This window comes from Pseudomonas oryzihabitans (assembly GCF_014522265.1).
GTDB classification, from domain to species: Bacteria; Pseudomonadota; Gammaproteobacteria; order Pseudomonadales; family Pseudomonadaceae; genus Chryseomonas; species Chryseomonas aestiva.
The window spans coordinates 690,291-714,713 of the sequence record NZ_CP017024.1; the positions used below are offsets into that span (position 1 = coordinate 690,291).

Consider the following 24,423-nt stretch of genomic DNA (forward strand, 5'->3'; position numbering starts at 1 on the left):
GCCTGGACCCCAGGGGATCCAGGCGGCGGAACAGTCGTGCTTACTTCTTGAAGTCGGACGCCCAGTAGCCTTCGATCTGCTTGACCAGGGTGTCCGGGACCGGGACGTAATCCAGGGCCGCGGCATCCTTCTGGCCATGCTCAAGGGACCACTTGAAGAAGTCGAAGGCGACCTTGCTGCGCTCTTCGTTCTTGGGTTCCTTGTACATCACGATCCAGGTGGTGGCGGTGATTGGCCAGGCGTCGGCGCCCGGGGCGTTGGTCATCAGCAGGTTGAAGTCCTTGGCGCTCTTCCAGTCGGCGGTGGCGGCGGCGGCCTGGAAGCTCTTGGCTTCGGGCTGCACGAAGTTGCCGGCGGCGTTCTTCAGCTGCACGTGGGTCATCTTGTTGGTCAGCGCATAGGCGTACTCGACGTAGCCGATGGAGCCCTTGATCTGCTTCACGTAGGCGGCGATACCCTCGTTACCCTTGCCACCCACACCGACCGGCCAGTTGACGGTGGTGCCGAAGTTGAACTTCTCCTTCCACTCCGGGCTGACCTTGGCCAGGTAGTTGGTGAAGTTGTAGGAGGTGCCGGAGCCGTCGGAACGACGCACCACGGTGATGGCGCCCTCAGGCAGCTTCATGCCGGGGTTCAGCGCGGCGATGGCCGGGTCGTTCCAGGTCTTGATCTCGCCCATGAAGATCTTGGCCATGGTCGGACCGTCGAGCTTCAGCTTGCCGGGCTCGATGCCTTCCACGTTGATCACCGGCACGATGCCGCCAATGATGGTCGGGAACTGGCCCAGACCGCCCTTCTGCAGGTCGTCGGTGCTCATGGGGGCGTCGGTGGCGCCGAAGTCCACGGTGCCGGCCTTGATCTGGGCGATGCCGCCGCCGGAGCCGATGGACTGATAGTTGATACGGTTGCCAGTCTTCTCGCTGAAGCCTTGCGACCACTTCGACAGAACGGGGAAGACGAAGCTCGAGCCGGCGCCCGTGACATCCACGGCGTGAGCGGCGGTGCTCAGGCAAAAGGCCGACAACAACAGAGAGAGGCTGAACGTGCGTTTCATGGTGGCTCCATTACCTAGTGAGGGCTGGCGCTAGGCTATTGCCGAAATGTGACAATTAAGTGTCAGCGGCATGACGAAACAGGGACGGCAGAGCGCCATCATTGCGGGCGGCGGCTACCGTTCCTGCGCTGGCAAGCCAAGGTGTCCGCGCCTGGGCCTCGCAGCAGGCCGCTTCGACAATCCACCCCGCACTGCGGACGGCAGAGGGGTCGCCTTCGTCCTGGCCAACCTCTACAGGCGACCTCCGGTGGTCACCAGACGACACGCCTGTCTGCCGCCCGCGGTCGTCTCAGCAGCCTGTGCCGTGGCCACGATCCAGCCATGGCGGGCCTTGCAGGCCTTTCGGCGCATCCGTGAGGGCGGCTTGGCAGCAGAAATTTAGCCAAGGCTATATATATTAGAACTATCTACAAGATAGACTTTCTCTATCCGGATGGGTAAGGTGGCGGCCTCTTTGGGGAGTAGCCTGCTTCCACCGCGGTGGAAAGCGTCCTGATCAACATACTCGGCAACCGCCGTGGTCAGGACAGCCAGTCAGGGTTGGCGAGACCAGAGGCATCACCGCGCCATGCCGGGCGTGTGGGGGTGCCTTGTGGATCGAGCCCGGCCGGCGCTGTCACGATGAATCCCGCTTCCCTGATGTTCCTGGCCTTCGCCATGTCCACCGATGCCTTTGCCGCCGCCGTCGGCAAGGGTGCCAGCCTGCACAAGCCCTGCCTGCGCGAAGCCCTGCGTACCGGCGCCATCTTCGGCGTCATCGAAGCCATCACCCCGGTGATCGGCTGGGCCGTCGGCCTCACCGCCGCCCAGTACGTCCAGCCCTGGGATCACTGGATCGCCTTCACCCTGCTCTCCGTGCTCGGCCTGCGCATGATCTGGGCCGGCTTCGGCGCGCCCGAGGCCGAAGAGGAAAAGCCCCGCCAGCATTCCTTCATGCTGCTCGCCCTGACCGCCGTGGCCACCAGTATCGATGCCCTCGCCGTGGGCGTGGGCCTGGCCTTCATCGACGTCAACATCATCACCGCCGCCCTGGCCATTGGCCTCGCCACCATGATCATGGTCACCACCGGCGTGATGCTGGGCCGGGTGATGGGCAATCTGGTCGGCAAGCGCGCGGAGATGCTCGGTGGCGTGGTGCTGATCGTGATCGGCGCGGCCATCCTCCACGAGCACCTGGCCACCGTGGCCAGCTGATGGCCCGGCCCTGGCGTAGCGCCCTCCTCGTCCTGGCCGCCCTGCTGCTGGCAGCCTTGGGCTTTCTCGCCTGGCAGCGCTTCTGGCCGGCCCAGGCCGCTCCGGGCTGGCGCTACGAAGTGGCCCATGGCGACATCGCCAAGGCCAGTGCCCTGGCCTGGCAGGGCGATGCCCTGCTCACCGCGGAAGAACTCAAGGACGGCAAGGGCCGGCTGCTGCGCATCGATGCCCAGGGCCGGCGCAGCGTGCTCAGCGAGGGGCTGTACAAGCCCGATGGCCTGGTGCCCTACCGCAACGGTTTCGCCTACAGCCAGGAAGGTGGCACCCACCCCATCCGCTGGTTCGACGCCGCCGGCAGTCGCGATCTCTTCACCGGGATCAACGCCCAGGGCCTCTGGGCCGAAGGCGAGCGGCTCTATGCCGTGGAAGACCGCAAGGGCGAAGGGCGCCTGCTGCGTTACGACGCCGCCGATGGCAGCCTGACCGTGCTGCGCGACCACCTGAACGAGGCGGAGTCCTTTACCCGTTGCCCGGATGGCACGGCCTTCTATACCGAGAAAGCCCGCGGCCTGGTGCGTCAGTTGAGCGACGACGGCCGTGATCCGCCGGCGCTGAGCGAACTGCGCGAGCCGAGTTTTCTGCTCTGCGACCGGCGCGGCCTGTGGATCAGCGAAGACTCCACCCACCGCGCCCGCCTGCTGCTCTGGGATCGCCAGTCAGCCCCGCGCGCCATCCTGACCTTCCTACGCGCGCCCCAGGCCTTGCTGCCACGGGGCGACGGCTACCTGCTGGCCGAAGGCGGACGCAACCGCATCATCGCCCTCGAGCCGCGTTAGCGCATGCGCTTCAGGGTATCGTCCCTGCGCACCAGGTGATGCCAGAGCGCGGCCAGCACGTGCAGGCCGATCACCCAGTAGAAGGCCTTGCCCAGCCAGAGGTGCACGCCCTTGAGCGTCTTCGCCAGTTCCGGGTCAACCGGGAAGGGCGAAGGCAGCGCCCAGGTGCTGGAAGGGATCTTGACCGCGCCGATGGTCAGCCAGACGGTGAACAGTCCGAGCAGCGGCTGGGCCAGCAGAAAGGCATAGAGCCCGTAGTGGGTCAGCCGGCCGACGGTCTCCAGGCTCTTCGCCAGCGGCGGCGTGATCGGCGGTACCGGATGGCGGTGGCGCACCAGCAGTCGCGGCAGGACCAGCGCCAGGACCAGCAGGCCGACCCAGAAATGACTGAGCACCACCCACTGGCGCTCCAGCGAGCCCCGTTCGAACTGCCCGCGATTGAGGATCAGTACATAGGCCAGCAGTACCAGCAGGGCCATGAGCCAGTGCAGCAGCCGGGCGCTGCGCGCATAGCGGGAAACAGGAGAAGCGGAAGGCATGACGGGATCCTGCTACTGAGGTGAAGAGGCGCCGGCAGTGTAGCGGCGCCCGGGAGTTGAAGGTATGGGTGCAAGGCTCTAGCCACAGGGGTTTTCCGCGGTATCCAGCAGCAGCTTGCTCAACTGCTGTGGCGGCTGGTGCACCAGGCCGGTGGGTGATTCGCAGACGCGCTGTACGAAGTTGTCGCTGAACAGGAGCTTGCCATGGACGAAGTGTTCGTCGGGGCGGCGATTGGGATTGTCGAGGCGGGTCCCCAGGCGCTCCGCCAGCCAGCTGCCGGCCTCGTAGTGGCTGATCCAGCGTTCGCCGCGCAGGTCGTCCAGCGTCTTGGCCGGAGCGTCCCGCGCCACCACGATCACCGGTACGTCGCTGACTTCGGGCACCAGATCGTTGTGCCCCCAGTGACCACCCTCCCCCAGTCGCTGGCCGTGATCGCCGGTGATGATCAGATAGCGCTCACCCTCCAGGCGATCGAAATCGGCGAGGATCTCGGCGAGCAGGCCATCGAGATAGTGTAGGGAATTGTCATAGGCATTGGCCTGGCCCTCGGCCCCGCTATCCGGCCAGGGCGCCGGGGTGCTCTCGTGCCGGTAGTTCTGCGCATAGGGCAGGTGCGCGGTGCGCAGATTCAGCACCACGAAGTTGCGCGGCGCCCACTGCTGCTCGTCGAGGATCTCCAGCAGGGCGCGATCCTGGCGCTGCAGGAAGCGCAGCGGATGGTCCTCGCGGGTAATGGAGACGTCCAGGTAGCGACTGCCCAGGTGCGCCAGTAGCTTGGACTCCTGGGACGACAGCCAATGGGTGCGAAAGCCGGCGGCCTGGGCGAAGCGGAACAGATTGATCTCGCCGCTGCGCAGGCGCTGGTCCTGGCCCGGTTCGCGGATCGGATTGAGCAGATAGGGCAGGCTCACGTCAGTGGCCACCCCCGCCGCGATACCGGGTCGGATCAGCGCCTGGGGATTGGCCGCCAGGTAGGCCGACAGCCTGGGGCTGGTATCGCGCGGGTAGCCAAAGGCGCCCAGGCGATCGCTGCGCAGGGAATCGGCCACCACCAGCCAGACATGCCGCGCAGTGCTGGGTATGGGGGCCAGGCCATAGGGTGCATAGGCGGTGGGCGGCAGGACGACATCGTCCCGCCCGGCCAGGCGCACCGCCCAGGCGGAAAAGGCGTTGAGGCTGTTGTGCAGACCGCTGCGACTGGGACTGGGCACGAAGGCGTCGAGGTTGCGGTAGGTGGCGCGATAGGGTTTGGACAGCAGCACCGCGGCGATCAGCAGCAGCGCCCAGCGACTGGCCGGCAGCGGTACCCGGCCTGGCAGCTGGAGATGCAGGGTGAGCAGCAGGCCATAGGGCAGGCCCACGCAGAGCAGCACCGGCCAGTGTTCGGGCAGGCTGAGCCACAGCGTCTGGCGCACCTCGGCGGTATCGCCCAGCAGGGCCTGGATGTCGATGGCGCTGAGCGGCTCGCCGAAGAAACTCAGGTTGCCCAGCTGCAGCAGCTGCATCAGCGCGAATCCCAGCAGGATGACCGCCGCCAGGCGCGGCAGGTTGCTCAGCCAGAGCGCCAGGCTGAACACCCAGAGCGCGGCGACATAGCCCGCTTCCAGCTCGGCGCGGTTGTTTGGCGTGAAGCCTTGCTGCAGGACGTCGTCGGCCAGCAACAGCAGGCAACTCAGGCTGCTGAGCAGCAGCAGATTGCGCCAGGGCCGCCAGCCCGAGGCGCGCGGGCGGGAGAAGGCTGCGAGCAGCATCAGGGTGCCCTGCGTACGCGCGAGGAAAGGCAAAGGCAAGCGGGCATGGCGGGCTCCAGCGACAGGGAGCCGCTACCCTGAGGGGCGAACCTTAATGAAGTCTTAGCGGCTCATGCGCGGTAACAGATGAGCCGAGAGGTCAGATACCAGCCGACCGGCTTGACCCTGAAGTCACTTCAGGCTTCAGGATAATCGGCAAAGGGCCTTTGCCCTCTGCCTCCTCAACGCTTCGGAGACCTGTAGATGAGTGGCTCCACCCCTCACCACGACCACGACCACGACCACGACCACGACCACGACCACGACCACGATCATCAGCATGGCCACGACCATGGCCATGGTCACTCCCACGCCCCGCGGGTGACCGCCGCCAACGAGCGCAAGCTCAAGCTGGTCTTCGTCCTGACCTTTGGCTACGCCATCGTCCAGGCCGTGGGCGGCTGGTGGTCCGGCTCCCTGGCGCTGATCGCCGATTCCGGGCACATGGTCTCGGATGCCGCGGCCCTGCTGCTGGCCCTGGTGGCCTACCGCGTGGCGGCCAAGGCGGCCAATGCGCGCTTCACCTATGGCTTCCACCGGGTACGCATCCTCGCCGCCCTGACCAATGGCGTCGCCCTGCTGCTGCTGGTGCTGTGGATCGGCTGGGAGGCCATCATGCGGCTGCGCGAGCCCACCGAGGTGCTCTCCGGCCCCATGCTGGTGGTGGCGGTGATCGGCCTGGTGGTCAATATCGTCGGCTTCGTGGTGCTCAACAGCGGCCACAAGGACGACAGCAACCTGCGCGGCGCCCTGCTCCATGTGGCCGGTGACCTGCTGGGTTCGGTGGGCGCCATCGTCGCCGCCCTGGGCATCCTCTGGACCGGCTGGACCTGGCTGGATCCGGCGCTGTCGATCCTGGTCGCCCTGCTCATCGTCAAATCGGCCTGGACCCTGGTGCGCGATGCCGGCGCGGTGCTCTTGCAGGCGGCGCCGCGGGAATTCGACACGGCCGGCGCCACGGCGGCGGTCCGCGCCCTGCCGGAGGTGGCCGAGGTGGGCCATCTGCACGTCTGGACGCTGACCGACGAAACCCGCATCGCCACCCTGCACATCACCCCGGCGCCGGGCAGCGACCCCCTGCGTCTGCCGACCCTGGTGGGCGAGCTGCTGCGCAGTCGCCACGGCCTGCAGCACGTGACGGTACAGGTGGATCCGCCGGGCACCCTCGACGGGCACTGCGCCTAGTCACGCGGGGAAGACTCATCCAGCGGGCGGCGGCGACCGGTCAGCATCGACAGCGGCAGGTTGTCGCCCACCCGCAGGCTTTCCACCACGGCGGCCACGGCATGCAGGCAGACCAGCGCCAGCAGGCCGTTGGCGAACAGCGCGTGCAGGTCTTCGGGCCAGTCGGCACCCCAGAGGGCATCCACCTCGCGCATGAGAAAGCCGGTGACGCCCAGGCCGCCGATGGCAGCCATCATCAGCAGCATCACCAGGGCGCCCAGGGGCGAATGGCCGAGGCGATGATGGGGCCGCCCCTGCCAGAGATCACGCAGGTGAGCGCTCAGCCGCGCACGGGTCGGCCAGCAGTCGCTCCAGCGCGCGCTGCGCGGGCCGACGAAGCCCCAGACCAGCCGCACCAGCAGCCAGGCACTGGCGTAGTAGCCGATCCAGCGGTGCCAGAAGGCGCCCTTCTCGTTGAAGAAATAGTTGGCGAAGAAGGCGGCGGCGACCGACAGGTGGAACAGCCGTACCAGGGGGTCCCAGAGCCGCACGGTCGCCGTCTTCATCAGCTGCCGATCTCGCTCTTGACCGCCTTGCCGCTCACCGGGTCGTGATAGATCTCGACCTTGCGCTTGTCCTTGTCGAAGCCGTAGATCTCGTAGCAGTTGCCCTTGGTGATCTTGAATTTCTTGATCTCGTAGCCCTGGTCACGCAGCTGCGCCTGGAATTTCTCGGCGTCCTGCCAGGTGGACTTGTCCGCCTGGGTGCACTGGGGTTCGGCGGCAAGGGCCAAGGGACTTGCGAACAGCAACGGCAGCAGCAGGCGGCGCATGGCGACACTCCTCGTGGTTGGAGTGGCCAGACTCGGCGCCGAAGCTTAATGCAGTCTTAGGACGCAACGCCCGGTAACAGTTGCCCCTGCCGGTGCGCCAGGACGCCGGCGATGATGGCGCCCTGGCGGCATTGCCGAGAGAGGAAGGCGATCGTGCGGGTACTGCTGGTGGAAGACGACGCGGCCCTGGCCCAGGGCATTCGCATGGCCCTGCGCGGCGAGGGCTATACCCTGGACTGGGTGGCTGACGGCCTGGCCGCCGAGCACGCCCTGGCGTCCGAGCGCTTCGACCTGGTGCTGCTGGACCTGGGCCTGCCGCGCCTCGACGGCCTCGACCTGCTGCGCCGCCTGCGCAGCCAGCCCGACGGCCAGGTGCCGGTGCTGGTGCTCACCTCTCGCGACGCCAAGGCCGATCGCATCCAGGGCCTGGATGCCGGCGCCGACGACTACCTGGTCAAGCCCTGCGACCTGGACGAACTCAAGGCACGCCTGCGCGCCCTGATCCGCCGCAGCTGTGGTCGCGCGCAACCGCTGCTGGAGCACGCCGGCATCAGCCTCGATCCGGCCAGCCAGGTGGTGCACTACCACGGCGCCGAGGTGGCGGTGACGCCCATGGAATACCAGCTGCTGCACCAGTTGCTGCTGCGACCGGGCGCCGTCATCACCCGCGAGCGGCTGAGCAACGCCCTCTATGGCTGGCAGGAAGCCGCCTCGGGCAACACCCTGGAAGTGCTCATCCACAACCTGCGCAAGAAACTCGACAGCGGCCTGATCCGCACCGTGCGCGGGGTGGGCTATCTGCTGGAGCGTCAGCCATGATCGCCATCCGCACCCGCATCCTCGCGCCCACCCTGGCCCTGGTGCTGGCCGGCAGCCTGGCCCTCGCGCTGTTGGCCCTGCGCGACAGCCATCGCGAGATCGAGGGCATCTACGACGCCCAGCTGGTCCAGGGCGCGCGCCTGCTGGAAGGCCTGCTGCAGGCCGGCACGCCGGCGGCGGCCAGCTGGCCGGAGCTGATCCGAGTGTTCGATCGGGCCATGCAACCCGTGCCCGGCAGCGTGCCGGCGCACCCTTACGAGAACCAGCTGACCTTCCAGATCTGGACCGCCGATGGTCAGTTGCTGGCTCGTTCCGGCAATGCGCCGCGGCTGACCGAGGTGCCGCCAGAAGGACTGCACGAGGTGTTCGACAACGGACGCGAATGGTGCGGGATGCTGGTGCGTACCGCCGATGGCGGCCTGCGCATCTGGGTCGGCGAGCGCGAGGACCTGCGCCAGGACCTGATCCAGCGCATCGTCAGCCATACCCTCTGGCCGACCCTGGTGGGCCTGCCGCTGCTGGTCGGGGTGCTCTGGCTGCTGCTGGGCTGGGGCCTGCGACCGCTGCAGGACTTCGCCCGCGGCCTGCGCGCGCGTGACCCGCACAGTCTGGCGCCGCTGCCGGGCGGCCCGCTGCCGCCGGAATTGCAACCCATGCGCGGCGCCCTGGATCACCAGCTTGCCCAGTTGCGCGCCCTGCTCGACCGGGAGCGGCGCTTCATCGCCGACGCCGCCCACGAATTGCGTACGCCGCTGGCGATCCTCGACCTGCATGCGCAGAACGCCCAGCGCGCCGAGACGGCCGAGGAACGCGACGAAGCCCTGGGCTATCTGCGCCAGGGCGTTAGCCGGGCTACCCGCCTGGCCAGCCAGCTGCTGACCCTGGCGCGCCTGGAACCCGGCGCCACCCAGGTCCAGGCGCTGGACCTGGAGCCCCTGGTGCGCGAGGAGCTGGCGGAATTGACGCCCCTGGCACTGAAGCGGCAGGTGGAACTGGTATTGGCGGCCCAGGCCGGACCGGCGGTGCTGGGCGATCCGGACGCCATCGCCATCGCCCTGCAGAATCTGGTGACCAACGCCCTGGCCTTCGCCCCCGCCGGCAGTGCGGTGGAAGTCGGCATCGAAACCAGCCAGGACCAGGGCGTCTTGCTGCGGGTGGAGGATCGCGGCCCCGGGGTGGACGAGGCCGAACTGACGCGGTTGTGCGATCGCTTCTACAGCGCCGGCAACCCCCAGGGCGCTGGGCTGGGGCTGGCCATCGTCGAGACCATCACCCGCCGCCTGGGCGGTGCCCTGAGCTTCAGCAATCGGGCGCGGGGCGGCTTTTGCGTGGAGTTGCGCCTGCCGCGCGCGGGCTAGGCCTGCTGGCAACCGCGCGCCAGGACCGGCCGGGCGGGTCGGGTCAGGCGCAGGCCGAGGCCCATCAGCAGCACCACGCCCACAGCCATCAGTAGCCAGGCATTGGCCAGGCTGTCCAGATGGTCGCGCAGGATGCCGGCGGCCAGCGGCGCCAGGCTGGCGATCAGATAGCCACCGCCCTGGACGAAACCGAGCAAGGCACCGGCTTCGGCGGGATCGCGCACCTGGTCCATCGCCAGGATCAGCGACAGCGGAAACAGCGCGCCGATGCCCAGGCCGAGCAGGATGGCGGTCGGCACCGCCAGTTGCAGCGGCGCCAGTGCCAGGCACAGCAACCCTACCAGCACCACGCCGAGCACCCCCAGCACCAGCGGCCGGCGATTGCGCAGCCGGGCGATGGTGGCCGACAGCAGCAGGCCGGCGCTGACCTCGGCGAGACTCACGCCGCCCAGCAGCAGGCCGCTGTCGGCCGGTTGCCAGCCGAGGCCGGTGTAGTACGGCGGCAGCCAGGCCAGCACTAGGGTATAGGCGGCGGTACCGATGCCGAAGAAGGCCAGCAGCAGCCAGGCCTGGCGCTGCCGCCAGGGTTGCGCGCGGGGTGCCGCGTGCTGCGCCGGCGCATCCGGACGCGCCAGGGCCAGCCAGACGCCGAGCGCCAGCAGCACCGGCAGGGTCCAGAGCGCCAGGCCCTGGGCCCAGCCCCACTGTTCGGCCAGGGGCGCGGCGGTGGCCGCCGCCACGGCCGCCCCACCCATGATGCCGGTGGTGTAGAGGCCCATCAGGGTGCTGGTGCGCTGCGGATGGCAGCGACGGATATAGGCGGGGATCAGCGCCTGTACCAGGGCGATACCGGCACCACCCAGACCGGCGGTGAGGATCAGCCCCAGGCCGCTCGGCTGTTCCCAGCGCAGCGCATTGGCCAGGGCCAGCAGCAGCAGGCCGAGGGCGATGCCACGGCGCTCGCCGAGCCAGGCCTGCAGCCGGGCGCCGCCCAGGGCGCAGAGACCCATGGCAGCGATGGGCAGGGTGGTCAGCGCCCCGGCGCCGCTGCCTTCCAGGCCGGTGGCGGCCTGGATGCCATCCAGCAACGGGCCGATGGCGGCCAGGATGGGTCTAAGGTTGAGACCAACCAGCAGCACCAGCAGCACGGCGAGAAAGGCGTCCTGGCGCGGCGCGGGTGTGGTCGGGGATGAAGGTGAAGCGGAAAGCATGGACAATCTCCAGAATGACGCGGTATTTCTCTTGATGAGAAGTATCTTAACATCAAGATATATTCCCGAGGTAAGCCGATGGCCGATCGCGCCGAGTTCGCCGTGGACCAGTGGCATCGCGAGCGCCCCGACCTGGATGCCCTGCCCATGCGCCTGGTGGGCCGCCTGGGTGAAGTGGCCCAGGTGCTCAATCGCGATGTGCTGCAGCCTTTTTTCGACGAGCACCGACTGCACTATGGCGAGTTCGATGTCCTGGCCACCCTGAGGCGAGCGGGCGAGCCCTACGCCCTGAGTCCCACGGTGCTCTATGAGTCGGCCATGATCTCCTCGGGCGGCATGACCAATCGCCTCGACCGCCTGGAGCGAGCCGGCCTGATCGAGCGGCGCAGGAATCCCGAGGATCGCCGCAGTACCCTGGTGGCCCTCACCGCGGACGGCTTCGCCCTGATCGATGGCCTGATGGCCGCCCACGTCGACAACGAGCGCCGGGCCCTGGCGACGCTCAGCGAGGCCGAGCAGCAGCAGCTGGACGCCCTGCTGGGCAAGTGGCTGGCCAGCCGCGCGACGGCCTGACGCCATGCTCATCGACTTCAGCTCATGCAACGGCTTGCACGCCGTGGCCCAGGACTATGCCCATGGCGAACGGGTGCCGCCCCATAGCCATCGCCAGGCGCAGCTGATCCATGCGCTCTGCGGCATCGTGATCGTCAACACCGCCCAGGGGCGCTGGGTGGTACCGCCCGGACGGGGCGTCTGGGTGCCCGCCGGCGAAGAGCACGACCTGCACCTGCTGGGCCGCGTCGAGGTGCGCACCCTGTTCGTCGATCCGCAGGTACGGGCCGAGCTGCCGACGCGCTGCCAGCTGATCGCCGTCTCGCCGCTCCTGCGCGAACTCATCCTGGCCGCCCTGCCCCTGCCTGCCGACAGACTTGCCGAAGGGCGCGCCCACCATATTCTGCAGCTGATGCTCGACGAGTTGCAGGGCTCGCCCACCGCCGGACTGCACCTGCCCTGGCCGGGGGATGCCACCCTCGCTGAACTCTGCCGCCACCTGCGCCAGCACCCGGGCGAACGCTGGACGCTGACCGGCGCCGCCGCGCGACTGGCGGTCAGCGAGCGCACCCTGAGCCGACTGTTCCTCAAGGAGACCGGCCTGACCTTCGGCCAGTGGCTGCAGCGGGCGCGACTGGATTCCAGTCTGACCTCCCTGGCCGCCGGCCACGCCATCGTCGACGTCGCCCTGGACCACGGCTACGCCAGCCCCAGTGCCTTCGCTACCCGTTTCCGCCAGGTGCTGGGGGTATCGCCCTCGGCCTATCGCGGCCAGGCGGGTCTGCCCGACGCGGTCAGCCCCGCCGCGCCCTGAGTCCCAGCTCGGCCGGATCGACGAGTCCCAGGGCCGCGCCCTGCTCGGTATTGGCGGCCAGGGCCAGGCGACCGCCATAGGGATGGCGCGGATGGATACTCAGCTGATTGCAGGCTTCCACCACGCTGGCCACCTCCTCCAGACGGGAGAAGTCGATCCCCGGCGTGATCCCCTGGCTGTAGAGATTCAGCGCCAGGGTCACCAGGTCGACGTTGCCGGTGCGCTCGCCATTGCCGAACAGGCAGCCCTCCACCCGCGTGGCCCCGGCCAGCTGGGCCAGTTCGGCGCAGGCGACGCCGGTGCCGCGGTCGTTGTGCGGATGAACGCTGATGGTCACGTGGGGCGCCGGACCCAGGCCGCGGATGAAGCCCTCGATCTGATCGGCATAGACGTTGGGCGTGGCCACTTCCACCGTCGCCGGCAGATTGAGGATCAGCGGGCGGTCCGCCGACGGCTGCCAGGCCTCGCGCACCGCCTGGCAGATCTCCAGGGCGAAGTCCGCTTCGGTGAAGCAGAAGGTTTCGGGCGAATACTGATAAATCCAGGCCGTCTCCGGCTGGGCGTCGCACAGGGCACGCACCCGTTGGGTACCGGCCACCGCCATGGCCAGGGTGGCGGCGCGATCCTGGTCGAACACCACCCGGCGAAACAGCGGCGCGGTGGCGTTGTAGAGATGAACGATGGCGCGGGGTGCCCCGACCAGGGCCGCGAAGGTGCGCTCGATCAGTTCGCTGCGCGCCGGCGTCATCACCTGCAGCCAGAGATCGTCCGGCAGGCCGTCCGCGGTGACCAGTTCGCGCACGAAATCGAAGTCGGTCTGGGACGCCGCCGGAAAGGCCACCTCGATTTCCCGGTAGCCGATCGCCAGCAACAGGGCGAAGAAGCGCCGCTTGCGCTCCAGCCCCATGGGCTCGATCAGTGCCTGGTTGCCATCGCGCAGGTCGGTTGAGCACCAGCGCGGTGCCTGGGTCAGCTGACGGCCCGGCCATTGGCGGTCGGGTAACGAGGGCGCGGCGAAGGCGCGGTACTTGGTCTGGGGTTGCTTGAGCATGGGGGACTCCAGGGCTGGGCCTCAGAGTCTGACCGCCCCACCGGTCCGCTGCGCTCGCGAGCAGGACAGCCCCCTGCGCGATCCGGACAGCGACGGGCGAAAAAAACCGCCGGGGAAGGCCCCGGCGGCTTCTCTGTCAGCGCTCCCAGGTCAGCCCACCGAGATGCGCTCCAGCGGCACCGGCTTGAGTCGTGGCGTGAGCACATGGATGACCACGATGGCCACCAGGTAGGCACTGCCGGCGACGATGAAGATCGGCTGGTAGGACTTGAAGATCTCCAGGATGTAGCCGTTGTAGGTGGTCATCAGCATGCCGCCAATGGCGCCGGCGGTACCGCCGATGCCGATCACCGAGGCCACGGCTTCCTTGGGGAAGAGGTCCGACGGCAGCGTCATCAGGTTGGCCGACCAGGCCTGGTGGGCCGCGGCGGCGAGGCCGATGATGCCGACCACCAGCCAGAGGCTGGAGACGAACTGGGCAGTGACGATGGGCACGACCGCCAGGGCGCAGAGCAGCATGGTGGTCTTGCGCGCCAGGTTGGCGCTGCGGCCCAGCTTCATCTGCTTGGAAGAGCCCCAGCCGCCCATCACCGAACCGATGTCGGCGAGGATGTAGATGGCGATCAGCGGCGGACCGAAGGATTTCAGATTCAGGCCGTAGGTCTTGCCGAGAAAGTCCGGCAGCCAGAACAGGTACAGCCACCAGATCGGATCGGTGAGGAACTTGCCGGCGGCATAGGCCCAGGTCTCGCGGAAGGTCAGCAGCTTGAACCAGGAGATCTTGGTCGGGGCGCTCGGGGTAGCCGCCACCGGGGAGCCGTCGTCGGCCTGGATATAGGCCAGCTCTTCACGACTCACCTTGGGGTGCTCGTGGGGGCGGCGATAGATCAGTAGCCAGGCGATCAGCCACAGGGCGGTGACGATGCCGATGGAGATGAATGCCGCGCGCCAGCCCCAGGCCAGGGTGATGGCCGGAACCAGCAAAGGTGTGATGATCGGACCCATGGCAGTGCCGGCGTTGAACAGCCCGGTGGCCTGGGCGCGTTCCTTTTGCGGAAACCATTCCGACACCGCCTTGAGGCTGGCCGGAAAGCTTCCGGACTCGCCGAAGCCGAGGGTGAAGCGCACCAGCACGAAGTGGGTGACGGTATGGGCGATGCCGTGACCGATGCTGGCGATGGTCCAGATGGTGAAGGCCAGGGCATAGCCGATGCGCACCCCGACCTTGTCGATGATGCGGCCAAAGGTCAGGAAGCCGATGGCATAGGCGCATTGGAACCAGAACACGATCTTGGCGTAGTCGGTCTCCGTCCAGCCCAGGTCCGCCTGCAGCGTGGGCTTGAGGATGCCGATCATCTGGCGATCGATGTAGTTGATGCCGATGGCGATGAACAGCAGGGCGCAGATCAGCCAGCGGTAGCGGGTGATGCGGGAGGCTTGCTGGGTAGCGGCGACGGGCGGGACCTGCGGCCGCAGGGCGGACTCCGTCTCGGGAGTGACCTGGATAGTCATTGAATGGGCTTCCTGACTTGTTGTTATTGACCGGCGTGAACCGGGGTCGTTGGAAAGCTGTTACCAGATATTCATATGACATCGTATGAGTGACTTTCGAAGGTGTCAATCCACCCAAAGCAGAGTGGTCAGACATCTCTCAAGAGGCTAGACCCGGGCCGCTCAAGCCCGCCCTGGTGCTCGCGCCGGGCACCCGCCCGGCCCCTGGACACCGCCGTGAAGAATCTGTGACGCGCCTGGCACTTTCTCATCCCGGGCCGTCTAATGCCGGTCTTTGAAGCGAAGCCGTCGCCTCATCCCTCCTGCCGAGCCTGCCGTGCCTGTCGCCGACATCCCTTCCCTGCTGGCGCGCCTTGCCGAGCTGGAGCAGAGCAATGAGCAGCTGCGCCAGCAGCTCGACGCCCGCGTTGCGCCTCCTGAAAACAGCACGACCCTGGCCAGCGAACGCTACCAGTTCCTGTTCAACGCCATGGATGAAGGCTTCTGCATCATCGAATTCATCGACGGCCCCCTTGGGCCGCTGAGCGACTACGTGCATGTCGAGGCCAATCCGGCCTATGCCGCCCATGCCGGCATTCCCAACGTGGTGGGCCAGAAGTTGCGCGACATGGTCGGCGACGAGGCCCAGGCCTGGCTGGATCGCTATGGCCATGTGCTGCGTACGGGCGAAGCCATCCGCTTCGAGCAGGAACTGGTGGCCACCGGGCGCTACCTGGAGCTGACCGCCTTTCGCATCGAGCCGGCCAGCCGCCGCCAGGTCGCCGTGCTGTTCCAGGACATCACCCCACGCAAGCGCGCCGAGGTGGCCCTGCGGCAACTCAACGAAACCCTCGAAGAGCGGGTGCAGGCGGCGCTGGTCGCCAATCGCATCCTGGCCAACGTGGTGGACGCCGCCAGCTCCATGATCCACGTACTGGACTTCGATTTCCGCTGGCTGGCGGTCAACGGCTCCGGCGCCGAGGTGTTCGAAGAGGTGATCGGGGTAAGGCCGCGCATCGGCGACTCCTTCAGCGAAAGCCTGAAGCGGCGGCCTGACCTGCGTGACGGCATCCTCGCGCACTGGCGCCGCGCCTTCGCCGGCGAGACGTTCAGCACCATCATCTCGGTGCACAGGGGATCGCTGCAGCATCATTACGAATTGCAATTCAGTCCGCTGCTCGACGCCGAGGGCCAGCGCATCGGCGCCTATCAGTTCGCCTATGACGTCACCGAGCGCCTCAACGAGCAGGAGCGCATCCGGCTCATGGAAGAAGCCCTGCGGCAATCGCAGAAGATGGAGGCCGTCGGCCAGCTCACCGGTGGCATCGCCCATGACTTCAACAACCTGCTGACCGGCATCCTCGGTTCGCTGGAATTGCTCGACCTGCGCCTGCGCCAGGGCCGGCTGCAGGACCTCGAGCGCTACACCGGCACCGCCCGCAGCGCCGCCCAGCGCGCCGCCGCCCTGACCCACCGGTTGCTGGCCTTTTCCCGTCGCCAGACCCTGGATCCGCAGCCGGTGGCCCTGGAGCAACTGGTCATCGGTCTGGAAGACCTCATCCAGCGCAGCATCGGCCCGCAGATCGCCCTGGAGCGCGAGGCCGATCCCAGGCTCTGGCTGACCCACATCGACGGCGCGCAGCTGGAAAACGCCCTGCTCAACCTCTGCCTCAACGCCCGCGACGCCATGCCCGACGGCGGGCGCATCCGTATCGTCCTGAGCAACGAGCGCCTGGACGAGACCCAGGCCGAGCGCCAGGCGCTGCCCCCGGGTGACTATGTGCGCCTGAGCGTGGGCGATACCGGCAGCGGCATGAGCGACGAGGTGCTCGACAGGGCCTTCGACCCCTTCTTCACCACCAAACCCATTGGCCAGGGCACCGGCCTGGGATTGTCCATGGTGCACGGCTTCGTGCTGCAGTCGGGTGGCGAGATCCGCATCGACTCCGCGCCCGGCGCCGGTACCTGGGTACATCTCTATCTGCCGCGCCAGCGCCTGGCACCGGTGGCCAGCGCGCCGATCTATCCCGAGCTCGAACCCAGCCGGCCCGGCCGGGGCGAGACCATCCTGGTGGTGGATGACGAGCCGACCATCCGCACCCTGCTGGTGGATGCCATGCTCGCCCAGGGCTACCAGGTGCTGGAGGCAGCCGATGCCGCCACCGCCCTGGCACTGGTCACGTCTGCTACCCCTCTGGATCTGCTGGTGACCGACGTCGGCCTGCCGGGGACGCTCAATGGCCGCCAGCTGGCCGATGCCTTGCGCCGGCTACGGCCGCAGTTGCCGGTGCTGTTCATCACCGGCTATGCCGAGGCCAATGTCATCGGGGACGGCGATCTCGACGCCGGCATGCGGGTCCTGACCAAGCCCTTCACCCTGGATACCCTTGAGCGACGGATCCAGGCGATGCTGCAGCCGTCCTGAGCGGCGACCGGGCAACATGTGATAGCTCTTTGCTATCATCCGCCCTCTGCGTCGCTACCCGTGCCCTCGCCCATGGACAAGCTCTCCCTGCTTCACCTGCTGCTGATCTTTACCACCATCGCCTGCATGGCCCTGCTGGCCGAGTTGATTCGCTAGCGGCGTTAAGGCAGCCATAAGGCGGGCGGTGGCAAGCTCTCCTCCATGCCGAAAGGCATCGTAGAAGCTGACATCTGCGCTTTTAGCCCGGGAGGATCCCGGGCTTTTTTTTCGCGTCGACAAAATGCGCAGCAGTCCACGGGTCCGCGCTTTGCCACTGCAGCGCCCTCTGCCGGGCCTGGCAAGATGAGGCTCAGGTCCAGGAGGGACAGTCATGATCACCAGGATGCCGTCAGCCCACGCTCAGTCGCTCGCCTTCGATGTCTGCCCCCTCGGCGCCGACGTCCAGTCCCTGTCCATCGATCTGCTCCGCCAGGGCTTTCTGGCGCTGGATCATCATGGCCAGCTGGACATGAGTCGCGAGCTCAAGCGCCAGTTGCGCGAGCGGCTGGTCGAACAACTGGATGCCCAGCTGCCCGCGGTCGCGGCCGCCGCGCTGGAACGCTCCACCCCGCAACCGCAGGCCTTGCCGCAGCGTCGCAGCCGCGGCGGCTGACCGTCCCTTTCAGTCCCGATAATCCGGCTCCAGCCGCAGCAGCTGGCGCTTCACGCTTTCCAGATGCAGCCGGGCGCTGTCGGCGTTGCCCTGCAGCAGCTGCTGGCAGGCGGCGTGCGCGATGGCCGGTGCCACTGGCTTCAACGGCCGGCCGCTGGCCATGGCCTTGAGTTGCACCTCGGCGGCGCGCTCCAGGTAGTAGAGATCATCCCAGGCCTCGGCGATGCTCGGTCCCAGCACCAGCGGTCCGTGATTCTTCAGCATGACCACCGCCGCGTCACCCGCCGCCCGGGCAATGCGTTCGCCTTCGGCCGCATCCAGCGCCAGGCCGTTGTAGTCCTCGTCCACGCTCAGGCGGTCATAGAACTTCAGCGCGGTCTGCCCGGCCCAGACGAAGGGGTCGCCCTCCAGCAGGCAGAGCGCCGTGGCGTGGGGCATATGGGTGTGGAAGGCCGCCCGCGCCTGGGGATTGAGCCGGTGCAGCTGGGCATGGATATAAAAGGCGGTGGCCTCGGGTGCCCCCTCCCCCACGACCACACCGCCCGCGAAGTCGCAGATCAGCAGCGCGGACGCCGTAACCTCGGCGAAGGCCAGGCCATAGGGATTGACCAGGAACAGGTCGTCGTGGCCGGGCACCACGAAGGAAAAGTGATTGCAGATCCCCTCGCCCAGGCCCAGGCGGGCGGCCATGCGAAAACAGGCGGCGAGATCGATGCGGGCCTGGCGGATGACCGGGGTATCCAGATCAGGGTGACGGGTAGCGGCGACGGTACTCTCGAAGGCGTGGGCCATGGGCAGCTCCTTGGACGGGGACCCAGCCGTTGCACAAAGGATGCCGCCCCCCTGTCATGGCGTTGTCATCATAAAATTGCAGCAATCCCTTGTTACATCTCTGCTGTCTTTCCACCTGCGCAGAGAATCTTCCATGACGCTCCTTCCTACCCGTCTTGCCCGTGCCTGCAGTCTCGCCCTACTTGCCAGCTCGGCCGTCATGGCCGCGGAACCGGCGCGCAACGTCATCCTCTTCATCCCCGATGGCCTGCGCGCCAACATCGTCGATGCCCAGACCGCACCGAATCTGGCCCAGCTGCGGCGCGAGGGCGTGAACTTCCAGAACAGCCACTCGCTGTTCCCGACCTTCACCACGCCCAATGCCTCGGCCCTGGCCACCGGGCACTACCTGGGCGACACCGGGGATTTCAGTAACACGATCTACACCGCCTTCCCGGTTCCAGGGGCGAACAACAGCGTCACACCCTTCCTGGAAAACGACGAGGTCCTGGGCGACGTCGACGAACATTTCGCCGGCAACTACCTGGACGAGGAAACCCTGCTCGCCGCCGCGCGCCAGGCGGGCCTCTCCACCGCCGCCGTCGGCAAGCTCGGCCCGGTGGCCATCCAGGACGTAACCGCCCGCGACGGCGAGAAGACGGTGATCGTCGACGACTCCACCGGCCATCCCACCGGCATTCCCCTGAGCGCGGCCATGCAGGACGCCCTGAAACAGGCCGGTCTGCCGCTGGAAGCCCCGAGCCGGGGCGCCAACGGCAAGGCCGGCAACGCCACCACGCCGGGCACCCTGAGCGCCAACGTCGAGCAGCAGCGCTACTTCCTCGATGTCACCAACCAGGTGCTGCTGCCGCGCTTCAAGGAAAGCGGCAAGCCCTTCGTGCTGGTGTTCTGGTCGCGCGATCCCGACGGCACCCAGCACAACCAGGGCGACAGCCTGGGCAAGGTCACCCCGGGCATCAACGGCCCCACCAGCCTGGCCGCCATCCGCAACGTCGATGCCAACCTTGGCGCCCTGCGCGCCCGGCTGAAGGAACTGGGCCTGGACGGCAACACCGACATCTTCGTCAGCGCCGACCACGGCTTCTCCACCATTTCCAAGGAGAGCAAGACCAGTCCGGCGGCCAAGGCCAGCTACCCCGACGTGCCCAAGGGGCAGCTGCCGCCCGGCTTCCTCGCCCTGGATCTCGCCGCCGCGCTGAACTTGCCGCTGCTCGATCCGGACGCCAAGGGCGCTGCGGTGGCGATGGACCAGGGCCAGCACCCGAGCAAGGCCAATGGCCTGATCGGCCCCGACGCGGCCAAGCCGGAGGTGGTGGTGGCGGCCAACGGCGGTTCGGACCTGGTCTATCTGCCCCAGGGCGATGCCAAGGCGCTGGCGCCCAAGGTGGTCGCGGCGCTGCTCAAGCAGGATTACGTCAGCGGCCTGTTCGTCGACGACGACCTGGGCAAGATCCCCGGCACCCTGCCGCTCTCGGCGATCAACCTCAAGGGCTCGGCGCTCACCCCCTATCCGGCCATCGTGGTCAACTTCCGCTCCTATGACAGCGGCTGCGGCAAACCCGACGTCTGCGCCGTGGAAGTGGCCGACACCGGGCTGCAGCAGGGCCAGGGCATGCACGGCAGCTTCAGCCGCGGCGATACCCACAACTTCATGGCGGCCATCGGTCCGGACTTCCGCAAGGGCTTCGTCGACCTGAGTCCGGTCAGCAACGCCGACGTCGGCCAGACCCTGGCGCACCTGCTGCACCTGGAGATCCCGGCCAAGGGGCAACTGGTCGGTCGGGTGATCGGCGAGAGTCTGGAGGGCGGCAAGCCGGTCAAGGCCAGCCACCAGGTGCAGCGCTCGGCACCGGCGGCGGGCGGGCTGGTCACCGAACTCAAGACCCAGAATGTCGGCGACACCCGCTACTTCGATGCCGCCGGCTTCAAGGGACGCTCGGTCGGGCTGTGATCCATGCCTAGAGGCTAAGGGTGCCGCGGATGCAGTCCTGCACCGCGCCCCCCACCCAGATGCGGTCTGCGATACGGGCTACCCGTACCCGGCCGCGCCGGCCCAGCGCCGTGCCCTGGCTGGCCAGATAGCGCTCCGGCGCCAGGCCCGCCGGGATCAGCCACTGCGCCAGGCTGGCGTTGAGGCTGCCGGTGACCGGATCTTCGGCGAATTCCTCGCCCATCAGGGCGCGCACCTCGAATTGCGCCTCGGCATCGCTGCCCGTCCAGGGGGCGATCAGGCCGACGTTGAGGCCTTCCAGGGCGGCATAGTCCGGGCGGATCGCCAGCAAGTCCTCACGACTCTCCAGGAGCACCGCGACCCAGCCGGGACCGTTGTCGGCCCACTGGCTGGCCTGGATGCGTTCCGGCGAAAGACCGGTGCCGCGGGCGATGCGTGCCAGGACCTCGGGCTCCACCGCGCCGCCTCGCACCAGCGGCGGCGCGGCAAAGGCCAGTTCCTCCCCGGCGGCACGGATCGCCACCAGGCCGGCGCCGCATTCCTGGATCACCTCGCCGCCCTTGGGTCGTCCGCCTTCACGCAACCAGACATGGCAGCTACCCAGGGTCGGATGACCGGCGAAGGGCAGCTCGCGCTGCGGGGTGAAGATGCGCACCCGGTAGTCCGCCGCTGGATCGGTGGGTTCGAGGAGAAAGGTGGTCTCCGACAGGTTGGTCCAGCGCGCCAGGGCGGCCATCTGCGCGGTGGAAAGCCCATCGGCGCCACAGACCACCGCCAGAGCATTGCCCTCCAGGGGGCGCTGGGCGAAGACATCGACCTGATGAAAGACGAGGGACATGACGGCGGACTCCTGGGGCAAAGAGCCGATTGTCCGCGGTCGGCAGGCGCTAGGAACAGCCACAGCCAGGTGGCCAAGGGGCCGTACAGAAGGGTGTTGCGCGTGGGATTCGCGTGGAAAACGCTGCGCGGTTTTCCACTCTACGGTGTTGCCCTACGGCATCGACGCGGGGCTTGCCCTCACCCCAGCCCTCTCCCCGAGGGAGGGGGGGCGGTTCCGAGCGCAGGGTGGCGCCGCGCACGAATCACGGGTCACCCGTAGGTTGGCGCTGAGCGCAGCGAAGCCCAACGGTCGGACCACCCGCCCTCACCCCAGCCCTCTCCCCGAGGGAGAGGGGGCGGTTCCGAGCGCAGGGCGGCGCCGCGCACGAATCACCGGTCACCCGTAGGTTGGCGCTGAGCGCAGCGAAGCCCAACAGGGGCGTCCGCCCTCACCCCGAAGGAAAGGGCAGTCCCTCACTCCATCGCTGGTCGCCCGAAAATTCGGGTTACCGCATCCAGGTGCGCGGCCATGGCCTGGCGGGCGGCGTCGGGGTCGTGGGCTTCCAGGGCGTCGAGGATGGCGAGGTGCTCCTGCTGGGAGCGGTCGGGCATGTCTTCCGGGGTGTAGCGGCGCTGCAGGAGCTGGAACATGCTGCCGTAGCGATGGCCGAGCAGATGGCGCAGCAGCAGGGCATAGGCCGAGTTACCGCTGGCCTGGGCGATGCGGATATGGAACAGCCGGTCGCCGGGATGGGTGGTGGAGCCCAGGCGGTTGTCCTCGACGTTGCGACCATAGGCAGCGCGGATGCCGGCCAGTTCGCTGGCGCTGGCGTGCCGGGCGGCCAGGGCGGCGGCTTCCGGTTCCACCAGGCGGCGCGCCTGCAGCAGGGCGAAGGGCGGGATCTCGGCGTCCAGATCCAGCGCCAGGCTCAGCTCCGGATCCATCTCCGCCCATTGGCCACGCCCAGCCAGCTCCAGCACCGGGGTGTCCGGTGGCGGCGGGGCACTGGGGGCGCAGACCCGTACGCCGTCGCCGACGCGCACGTCCACCAGGCCGATCACCTCCAGGGCGATCAGCGCCTCGCGCACCGAGGCGCGACTCACACCCAGTTGCTTGGCCAGTTCGCGCTCGGCGGGCAGGCAACTGCCCGGCGGGTATTCGCCGCCGTCGATAAGGGCGCGCAACTGGTCGGCGATCTGCCGGTAAAGCCGTGGTTTTTCAATCACCTGAAGGGGCATGGCGGTCTCGTCTCATGCAGCTCGCGCAGTCTGCCGCGAAAAAATCCTTGCCTGAGAGCCTAGCAGGGTCTAAACAATAGGACCAATGGCCTGACCATTGACCGCTGGCGGTCGGGCACCTCACAACAATAAGCAGCCAAGAGGTCTCCACATGAGTCACGCAGGCAAACGCGTCCTGGTCACCGCCGCCGGCCAGGGGATCGGCCGGGCCACCGCCCTCGCCTTCCATCGCGCCGGTGCCGAGGTCATCGCCACCGACATCAATGCCGCCGCCCTGGACAGCCTCGAAGGGCTGCAGACCCGGGTGCTCGACGTCACCGACGCGGCCGCCGTGACCGCCCTGGTCGCCGAGCTGGATAGCTTCGACGTGCTGTTCAACTGCGCCGGCTATGTCCACGCCGGCAGCATCCTCGATTGCGACGAAGAGGCCTGGCGCTTCTCCTTCGAACTCAATGCCACCGCCATGTACCGGATGATCCGCGCCGTGCTGCCCGGCATGCTGGCCCAGGGCGGCGGCTGCATCATCAACATGGCCTCGATCGCCTCCAGCCTCAAGGGCGTGGCCAATCGCTGCGCCTATGGCGCCAGCAAGGCGGCGGTGATCGGCCTGACCAAGTCGGTGGCCGCCGACTACGTCGGCCAGGGCATCCGCTGCAACGCCATCTGCCCCGGCACCGTGGATTCCCCCTCGCTGCACCAGCGCATCGCCGACCAGGCCGCCCGCGAAGGCCGCAGCGAAGCCGAGGTGCAGGCCGCCTTCGCCGCCCGCCAGCCGATGGGTCGCGTCGGTCGGCCGGAGGAGATCGCCGCCCTCGCCCTGTATCTTGCCTCCGACGCCGCCGCCTTCGTCACCGGGACCGCCCAGGTGATCGATGGTGGCTGGAGCGTCTGACGCCGTTTTTCGTCCGCACCCTTTTCCCCTCATAGGAGCTCCGATGAAACTCTTGCGCTACGGCCCCCAGGGCCAGGAAAAACCCGGTCTGCTGGATGCCCAGGGCCGGCTTCGCGATCTCTCCGGCCAGGTGGCCGACCTCGCCGGCGAAGCGCTCGGCGCCGAGTCCCTGGCCCGCTTGCGCCAGCTGGACCCAAACAGTCTGCCGCTGGTGGACGGCACCCCGCGCCTGGGCCCCTGCGTGGGTCGGGTCGGCAAGTTCATCTGCATCGGTCTCAACTACGCCGACCACGCCGCCGAATCCGGCCTGGACGTACCCAAGGAACCGGTGGTGTTCAACAAGTGGACCAGCGCCATCTGCGGTCCCAACGACGCGGTGCAGATCCCCCGCGACTCGACCAAGACCGACTGGGAAGTGGAGCTGGGCGTGGTGATCGGCAAGGCCGGACGCTACATCGACGAGGCCAATGCCCTGGACCATGTGGCCGGCTATTGCGTGGTCAACGACGTCTCCGAGCGCGAGTGGCAACTCGAACGCGGCGGCACCTGGGACAAGGGCAAGGGCTTCGACACCTTCGGCCCGCTCGGCCCCTGGCTGGTCACCGCCGACGAGGTGGCCGATCCGCAAAATCTCGATCTCTGGCTGGAGGTGGACGGCCACCGCTACCAGAACGGCAACACCCGCACCATGATCTTCACGGTGGCCCAGATCATCGCCTACCTCAGCCGCTGCATGAGCCTGCAACCGGGTGACGTCATCTCCACCGGCACCCCGCCGGGCGTGGGCATGGGCGTCAAGCCGCAGTCGGTGTACCTCAAGCCCGGCCAGGAAATGCGCCTGGGCATCCAGGGCCTGGGCGAGCAGCACCAGCGCACCGTCGCCGCCGACTAGACCCGACAGCACCATCCCTGCCTATCAGCCTCCCCGTGCCCGCTTTCATCGAGCG

General features: G+C 67.9%; 23 protein-coding genes and 1 riboswitch. Of the genes, 12 read left to right on the forward strand and 11 right to left on the reverse strand.

All coding sequences use genetic code 11. The features are described 5' to 3' along the window. Positions 1-40 precede the first annotated feature (40 nt). Positions 41-1,054 carry a phosphate ABC transporter substrate-binding protein PstS gene (pstS, locus tag BGI51_RS03235; RefSeq protein ID WP_007160735.1) on the reverse strand — a complete coding sequence of 338 codons (1,014 nt, stop codon included), beginning with the start codon at positions 1,052-1,054 and terminating at the stop codon, positions 41-43. A gap of 449 nt (positions 1,055-1,503) precedes the next feature. Continuing rightward, positions 1,504-1,671, forward strand: a riboswitch (yybP-ykoY riboswitch). 4 nt (positions 1,672-1,675) lie between these two features. Between pstS and mntP the strand changes: the two genes are divergently transcribed. Together mntP and BGI51_RS03245 are read left to right on the forward strand one after the other, a co-directional pair. Further along, on the forward strand, positions 1,676-2,248 hold the full coding sequence (mntP, locus tag BGI51_RS03240; protein WP_187980288.1) for a manganese efflux pump MntP: 573 nt from the start codon (positions 1,676-1,678) through the stop codon (positions 2,246-2,248). Then, positions 2,248-3,084, forward strand: a complete 837-nt coding sequence (locus BGI51_RS03245; protein WP_187980289.1) for a hypothetical protein — start codon at positions 2,248-2,250, stop codon at positions 3,082-3,084. The genes mntP and BGI51_RS03245 overlap by 1 nt, the downstream gene beginning before the upstream one ends. Here BGI51_RS03245 and BGI51_RS03250 read toward each other — a convergent pair. Both BGI51_RS03250 and BGI51_RS03255 read right to left on the reverse strand, forming a co-directional pair. Continuing rightward, positions 3,081-3,623 carry a cytochrome b gene (locus BGI51_RS03250; protein ID WP_187980290.1) on the reverse strand — a complete coding sequence of 181 codons (543 nt, stop codon included), beginning with the start codon at positions 3,621-3,623 and terminating at the stop codon, positions 3,081-3,083. The two genes, BGI51_RS03245 and BGI51_RS03250, sit on opposite strands and share 4 nt — an antisense overlap. A gap of 78 nt (positions 3,624-3,701) precedes the next feature. Next, positions 3,702-5,375, reverse strand: a complete 1,674-nt coding sequence (locus BGI51_RS03255; protein ID WP_187980291.1) for a phosphoethanolamine transferase — start codon at positions 5,373-5,375, stop codon at positions 3,702-3,704. A 243-nt stretch (positions 5,376-5,618) separates the two neighbouring features. Between BGI51_RS03255 and BGI51_RS03260 the strand changes: the two genes are divergently transcribed. Beyond that, a complete protein-coding gene (locus BGI51_RS03260; protein ID WP_187980292.1) occupies positions 5,619-6,599 on the forward strand; it encodes a cation diffusion facilitator family transporter in 981 nt (326 codons plus the stop codon). On the opposite strand, the gene BGI51_RS03265 is transcribed toward BGI51_RS03260, so the two are convergent. Continuing rightward, positions 6,596-7,144 (reverse strand): cytochrome b/b6 domain-containing protein, encoded by a 549-nt coding sequence (locus tag BGI51_RS03265; RefSeq protein WP_133861366.1) that lies wholly within the window; start codon positions 7,142-7,144, stop codon positions 6,596-6,598. The genes BGI51_RS03260 and BGI51_RS03265 overlap by 4 nt on opposite strands. Further along, positions 7,144-7,410, reverse strand: a complete 267-nt coding sequence (locus BGI51_RS03270; protein WP_133861367.1) for a PepSY domain-containing protein — start codon at positions 7,408-7,410, stop codon at positions 7,144-7,146. The genes BGI51_RS03265 and BGI51_RS03270 overlap by 1 nt, the downstream gene beginning before the upstream one ends. 153 nt (positions 7,411-7,563) lie before the next feature. Between BGI51_RS03270 and BGI51_RS03275 the strand changes: the two genes are divergently transcribed. Next, the gene (locus tag BGI51_RS03275) at positions 7,564-8,229 is read left to right on the forward strand and encodes a response regulator (RefSeq protein ID WP_044341620.1); all 666 of its coding nucleotides are present in this window, start codon (positions 7,564-7,566) and stop codon (positions 8,227-8,229) included. Next, entirely contained in the window at positions 8,226-9,587 is a 1,362-nt protein-coding gene (locus tag BGI51_RS03280) for an ATP-binding protein (RefSeq protein WP_187980293.1), read from the forward strand. Before BGI51_RS03275 ends, BGI51_RS03280 begins: the two co-directional genes overlap by 4 nt. Here the strand turns inward: BGI51_RS03280 and BGI51_RS03285 are convergent. Continuing rightward, positions 9,584-10,798 (reverse strand): MFS transporter, encoded by a 1,215-nt coding sequence (locus tag BGI51_RS03285; RefSeq protein ID WP_252977201.1) that lies wholly within the window; start codon positions 10,796-10,798, stop codon positions 9,584-9,586. The two genes, BGI51_RS03280 and BGI51_RS03285, sit on opposite strands and share 4 nt — an antisense overlap. A 78-nt stretch (positions 10,799-10,876) precedes the next feature. Here BGI51_RS03285 and BGI51_RS03290 point away from each other — a divergent pair, with 78 nt between their 5' ends. Together BGI51_RS03290 and BGI51_RS03295 are read left to right on the forward strand one after the other, a co-directional pair. Then, the gene (locus tag BGI51_RS03290) at positions 10,877-11,371 is read left to right on the forward strand and encodes a MarR family winged helix-turn-helix transcriptional regulator (protein WP_187980294.1); all 495 of its coding nucleotides are present in this window, start codon (positions 10,877-10,879) and stop codon (positions 11,369-11,371) included. 4 nt (positions 11,372-11,375) lie between these two features. Then, positions 11,376-12,164: an AraC family transcriptional regulator gene (locus BGI51_RS03295; RefSeq protein ID WP_187980295.1), complete on the forward strand. Its 789-nt coding sequence runs from the start codon at positions 11,376-11,378 to the stop codon at positions 12,162-12,164. Here the strand turns inward: BGI51_RS03295 and BGI51_RS03300 are convergent. Both BGI51_RS03300 and BGI51_RS03305 read right to left on the reverse strand, forming a co-directional pair. Continuing rightward, positions 12,145-13,215 carry a 2-isopropylmalate synthase gene (locus BGI51_RS03300; protein WP_187980296.1) on the reverse strand — a complete coding sequence of 357 codons (1,071 nt, stop codon included), beginning with the start codon at positions 13,213-13,215 and terminating at the stop codon, positions 12,145-12,147. The two genes, BGI51_RS03295 and BGI51_RS03300, sit on opposite strands and share 20 nt — an antisense overlap. Before the next feature lie 150 nt (positions 13,216-13,365). Beyond that, entirely contained in the window at positions 13,366-14,727 is a 1,362-nt protein-coding gene (locus BGI51_RS03305; RefSeq protein ID WP_133861371.1) for an MFS transporter, read from the reverse strand. Between the two features lie 316 nt (positions 14,728-15,043). On the opposite strand from BGI51_RS03305, the gene BGI51_RS03310 reads away from it, so the two are divergent. Together BGI51_RS03310 and BGI51_RS03315 are read left to right on the forward strand one after the other, a co-directional pair. Further along, entirely contained in the window at positions 15,044-17,131 is a 2,088-nt protein-coding gene (locus BGI51_RS03310; protein ID WP_187980297.1) for a PAS domain-containing protein, read from the forward strand. Positions 17,132-17,501: 370 nt separating this feature from the next. Continuing rightward, positions 17,502-17,783 (forward strand): hypothetical protein, encoded by a 282-nt coding sequence (locus tag BGI51_RS03315; protein ID WP_187980298.1) that lies wholly within the window; start codon positions 17,502-17,504, stop codon positions 17,781-17,783. A gap of 9 nt (positions 17,784-17,792) precedes the next feature. Here BGI51_RS03315 and BGI51_RS03320 read toward each other — a convergent pair whose 3' ends face one another. Then, positions 17,793-18,575, reverse strand: a complete 783-nt coding sequence (locus BGI51_RS03320; protein ID WP_187980299.1) for an aldolase — start codon at positions 18,573-18,575, stop codon at positions 17,793-17,795. Between the two features lie 133 nt (positions 18,576-18,708). Between BGI51_RS03320 and BGI51_RS03325 the strand changes: the two genes are divergently transcribed. Then, entirely contained in the window at positions 18,709-20,526 is a 1,818-nt protein-coding gene (locus BGI51_RS03325) for an alkaline phosphatase family protein (protein WP_187980300.1), read from the forward strand. Between the two features lie 7 nt (positions 20,527-20,533). Here the strand turns inward: BGI51_RS03325 and BGI51_RS03330 are convergent, their stop codons facing one another. Next, entirely contained in the window at positions 20,534-21,364 is an 831-nt protein-coding gene (locus BGI51_RS03330; RefSeq protein WP_187980301.1) for a PhzF family phenazine biosynthesis protein, read from the reverse strand. Between the two features lie 455 nt (positions 21,365-21,819). Continuing rightward, a complete protein-coding gene (locus tag BGI51_RS03335; RefSeq protein WP_187980302.1) occupies positions 21,820-22,584 on the reverse strand; it encodes a FadR/GntR family transcriptional regulator in 765 nt (254 codons plus the stop codon). A 151-nt stretch (positions 22,585-22,735) separates the two neighbouring features. Between BGI51_RS03335 and BGI51_RS03340 the strand changes: the two genes are divergently transcribed. After that, on the forward strand, positions 22,736-23,476 hold the full coding sequence (locus BGI51_RS03340; protein WP_187980303.1) for an SDR family oxidoreductase: 741 nt from the start codon (positions 22,736-22,738) through the stop codon (positions 23,474-23,476). Between the two features lie 43 nt (positions 23,477-23,519). Next, positions 23,520-24,368: an ureidoglycolate lyase gene (locus BGI51_RS03345; protein WP_108582447.1), complete on the forward strand. Its 849-nt coding sequence runs from the start codon at positions 23,520-23,522 to the stop codon at positions 24,366-24,368. Positions 24,369-24,423 lie beyond the last annotated feature (55 nt).

Excerpts from the sequence above, each read along its gene's own strand:
- pstS (WP_007160735.1), bottom strand. The coding sequence starts at position 1,054 with ATGAAACGCACGTTCAGCCTCTCTCTGTTGTTGTCGGCCTTTTGCCTG.
- mntP (WP_187980288.1), top strand. The coding sequence starts at position 1,676 with ATGAATCCCGCTTCCCTGATGTTCCTGGCCTTCGCCATGTCCACCGAT.
- BGI51_RS03245 (WP_187980289.1), top strand. The coding sequence starts at position 2,248 with ATGGCCCGGCCCTGGCGTAGCGCCCTCCTCGTCCTGGCCGCCCTGCTG.
- BGI51_RS03250 (WP_187980290.1), bottom strand. The coding sequence starts at position 3,623 with ATGCCTTCCGCTTCTCCTGTTTCCCGCTATGCGCGCAGCGCCCGGCTG.
- BGI51_RS03255 (WP_187980291.1), bottom strand. The coding sequence starts at position 5,375 with ATGCTGCTCGCAGCCTTCTCCCGCCCGCGCGCCTCGGGCTGGCGGCCC.
- BGI51_RS03260 (WP_187980292.1), top strand. The coding sequence starts at position 5,619 with ATGAGTGGCTCCACCCCTCACCACGACCACGACCACGACCACGACCAC.
- BGI51_RS03265 (WP_133861366.1), bottom strand. The coding sequence starts at position 7,144 with ATGAAGACGGCGACCGTGCGGCTCTGGGACCCCCTGGTACGGCTGTTC.
- BGI51_RS03270 (WP_133861367.1), bottom strand. The coding sequence starts at position 7,410 with ATGCGCCGCCTGCTGCTGCCGTTGCTGTTCGCAAGTCCCTTGGCCCTT.
- BGI51_RS03280 (WP_187980293.1), top strand. The coding sequence starts at position 8,226 with ATGATCGCCATCCGCACCCGCATCCTCGCGCCCACCCTGGCCCTGGTG.
- BGI51_RS03285 (WP_252977201.1), bottom strand. The coding sequence starts at position 10,798 with ATGCTTTCCGCTTCACCTTCATCCCCGACCACACCCGCGCCGCGCCAG.
- BGI51_RS03290 (WP_187980294.1), top strand. The coding sequence starts at position 10,877 with ATGGCCGATCGCGCCGAGTTCGCCGTGGACCAGTGGCATCGCGAGCGC.
- BGI51_RS03295 (WP_187980295.1), top strand. The coding sequence starts at position 11,376 with ATGCTCATCGACTTCAGCTCATGCAACGGCTTGCACGCCGTGGCCCAG.
- BGI51_RS03300 (WP_187980296.1), bottom strand. The coding sequence starts at position 13,215 with ATGCTCAAGCAACCCCAGACCAAGTACCGCGCCTTCGCCGCGCCCTCG.
- BGI51_RS03305 (WP_133861371.1), bottom strand. The coding sequence starts at position 14,727 with ATGACTATCCAGGTCACTCCCGAGACGGAGTCCGCCCTGCGGCCGCAG.
- BGI51_RS03315 (WP_187980298.1), top strand. The coding sequence starts at position 17,502 with ATGATCACCAGGATGCCGTCAGCCCACGCTCAGTCGCTCGCCTTCGAT.
- BGI51_RS03320 (WP_187980299.1), bottom strand. The coding sequence starts at position 18,575 with ATGGCCCACGCCTTCGAGAGTACCGTCGCCGCTACCCGTCACCCTGAT.
- BGI51_RS03325 (WP_187980300.1), top strand. The coding sequence starts at position 18,709 with ATGACGCTCCTTCCTACCCGTCTTGCCCGTGCCTGCAGTCTCGCCCTA.
- BGI51_RS03330 (WP_187980301.1), bottom strand. The coding sequence starts at position 21,364 with ATGTCCCTCGTCTTTCATCAGGTCGATGTCTTCGCCCAGCGCCCCCTG.
- BGI51_RS03335 (WP_187980302.1), bottom strand. The coding sequence starts at position 22,584 with ATGCCCCTTCAGGTGATTGAAAAACCACGGCTTTACCGGCAGATCGCC.
- BGI51_RS03340 (WP_187980303.1), top strand. The coding sequence starts at position 22,736 with ATGAGTCACGCAGGCAAACGCGTCCTGGTCACCGCCGCCGGCCAGGGG.
- BGI51_RS03345 (WP_108582447.1), top strand. The coding sequence starts at position 23,520 with ATGAAACTCTTGCGCTACGGCCCCCAGGGCCAGGAAAAACCCGGTCTG.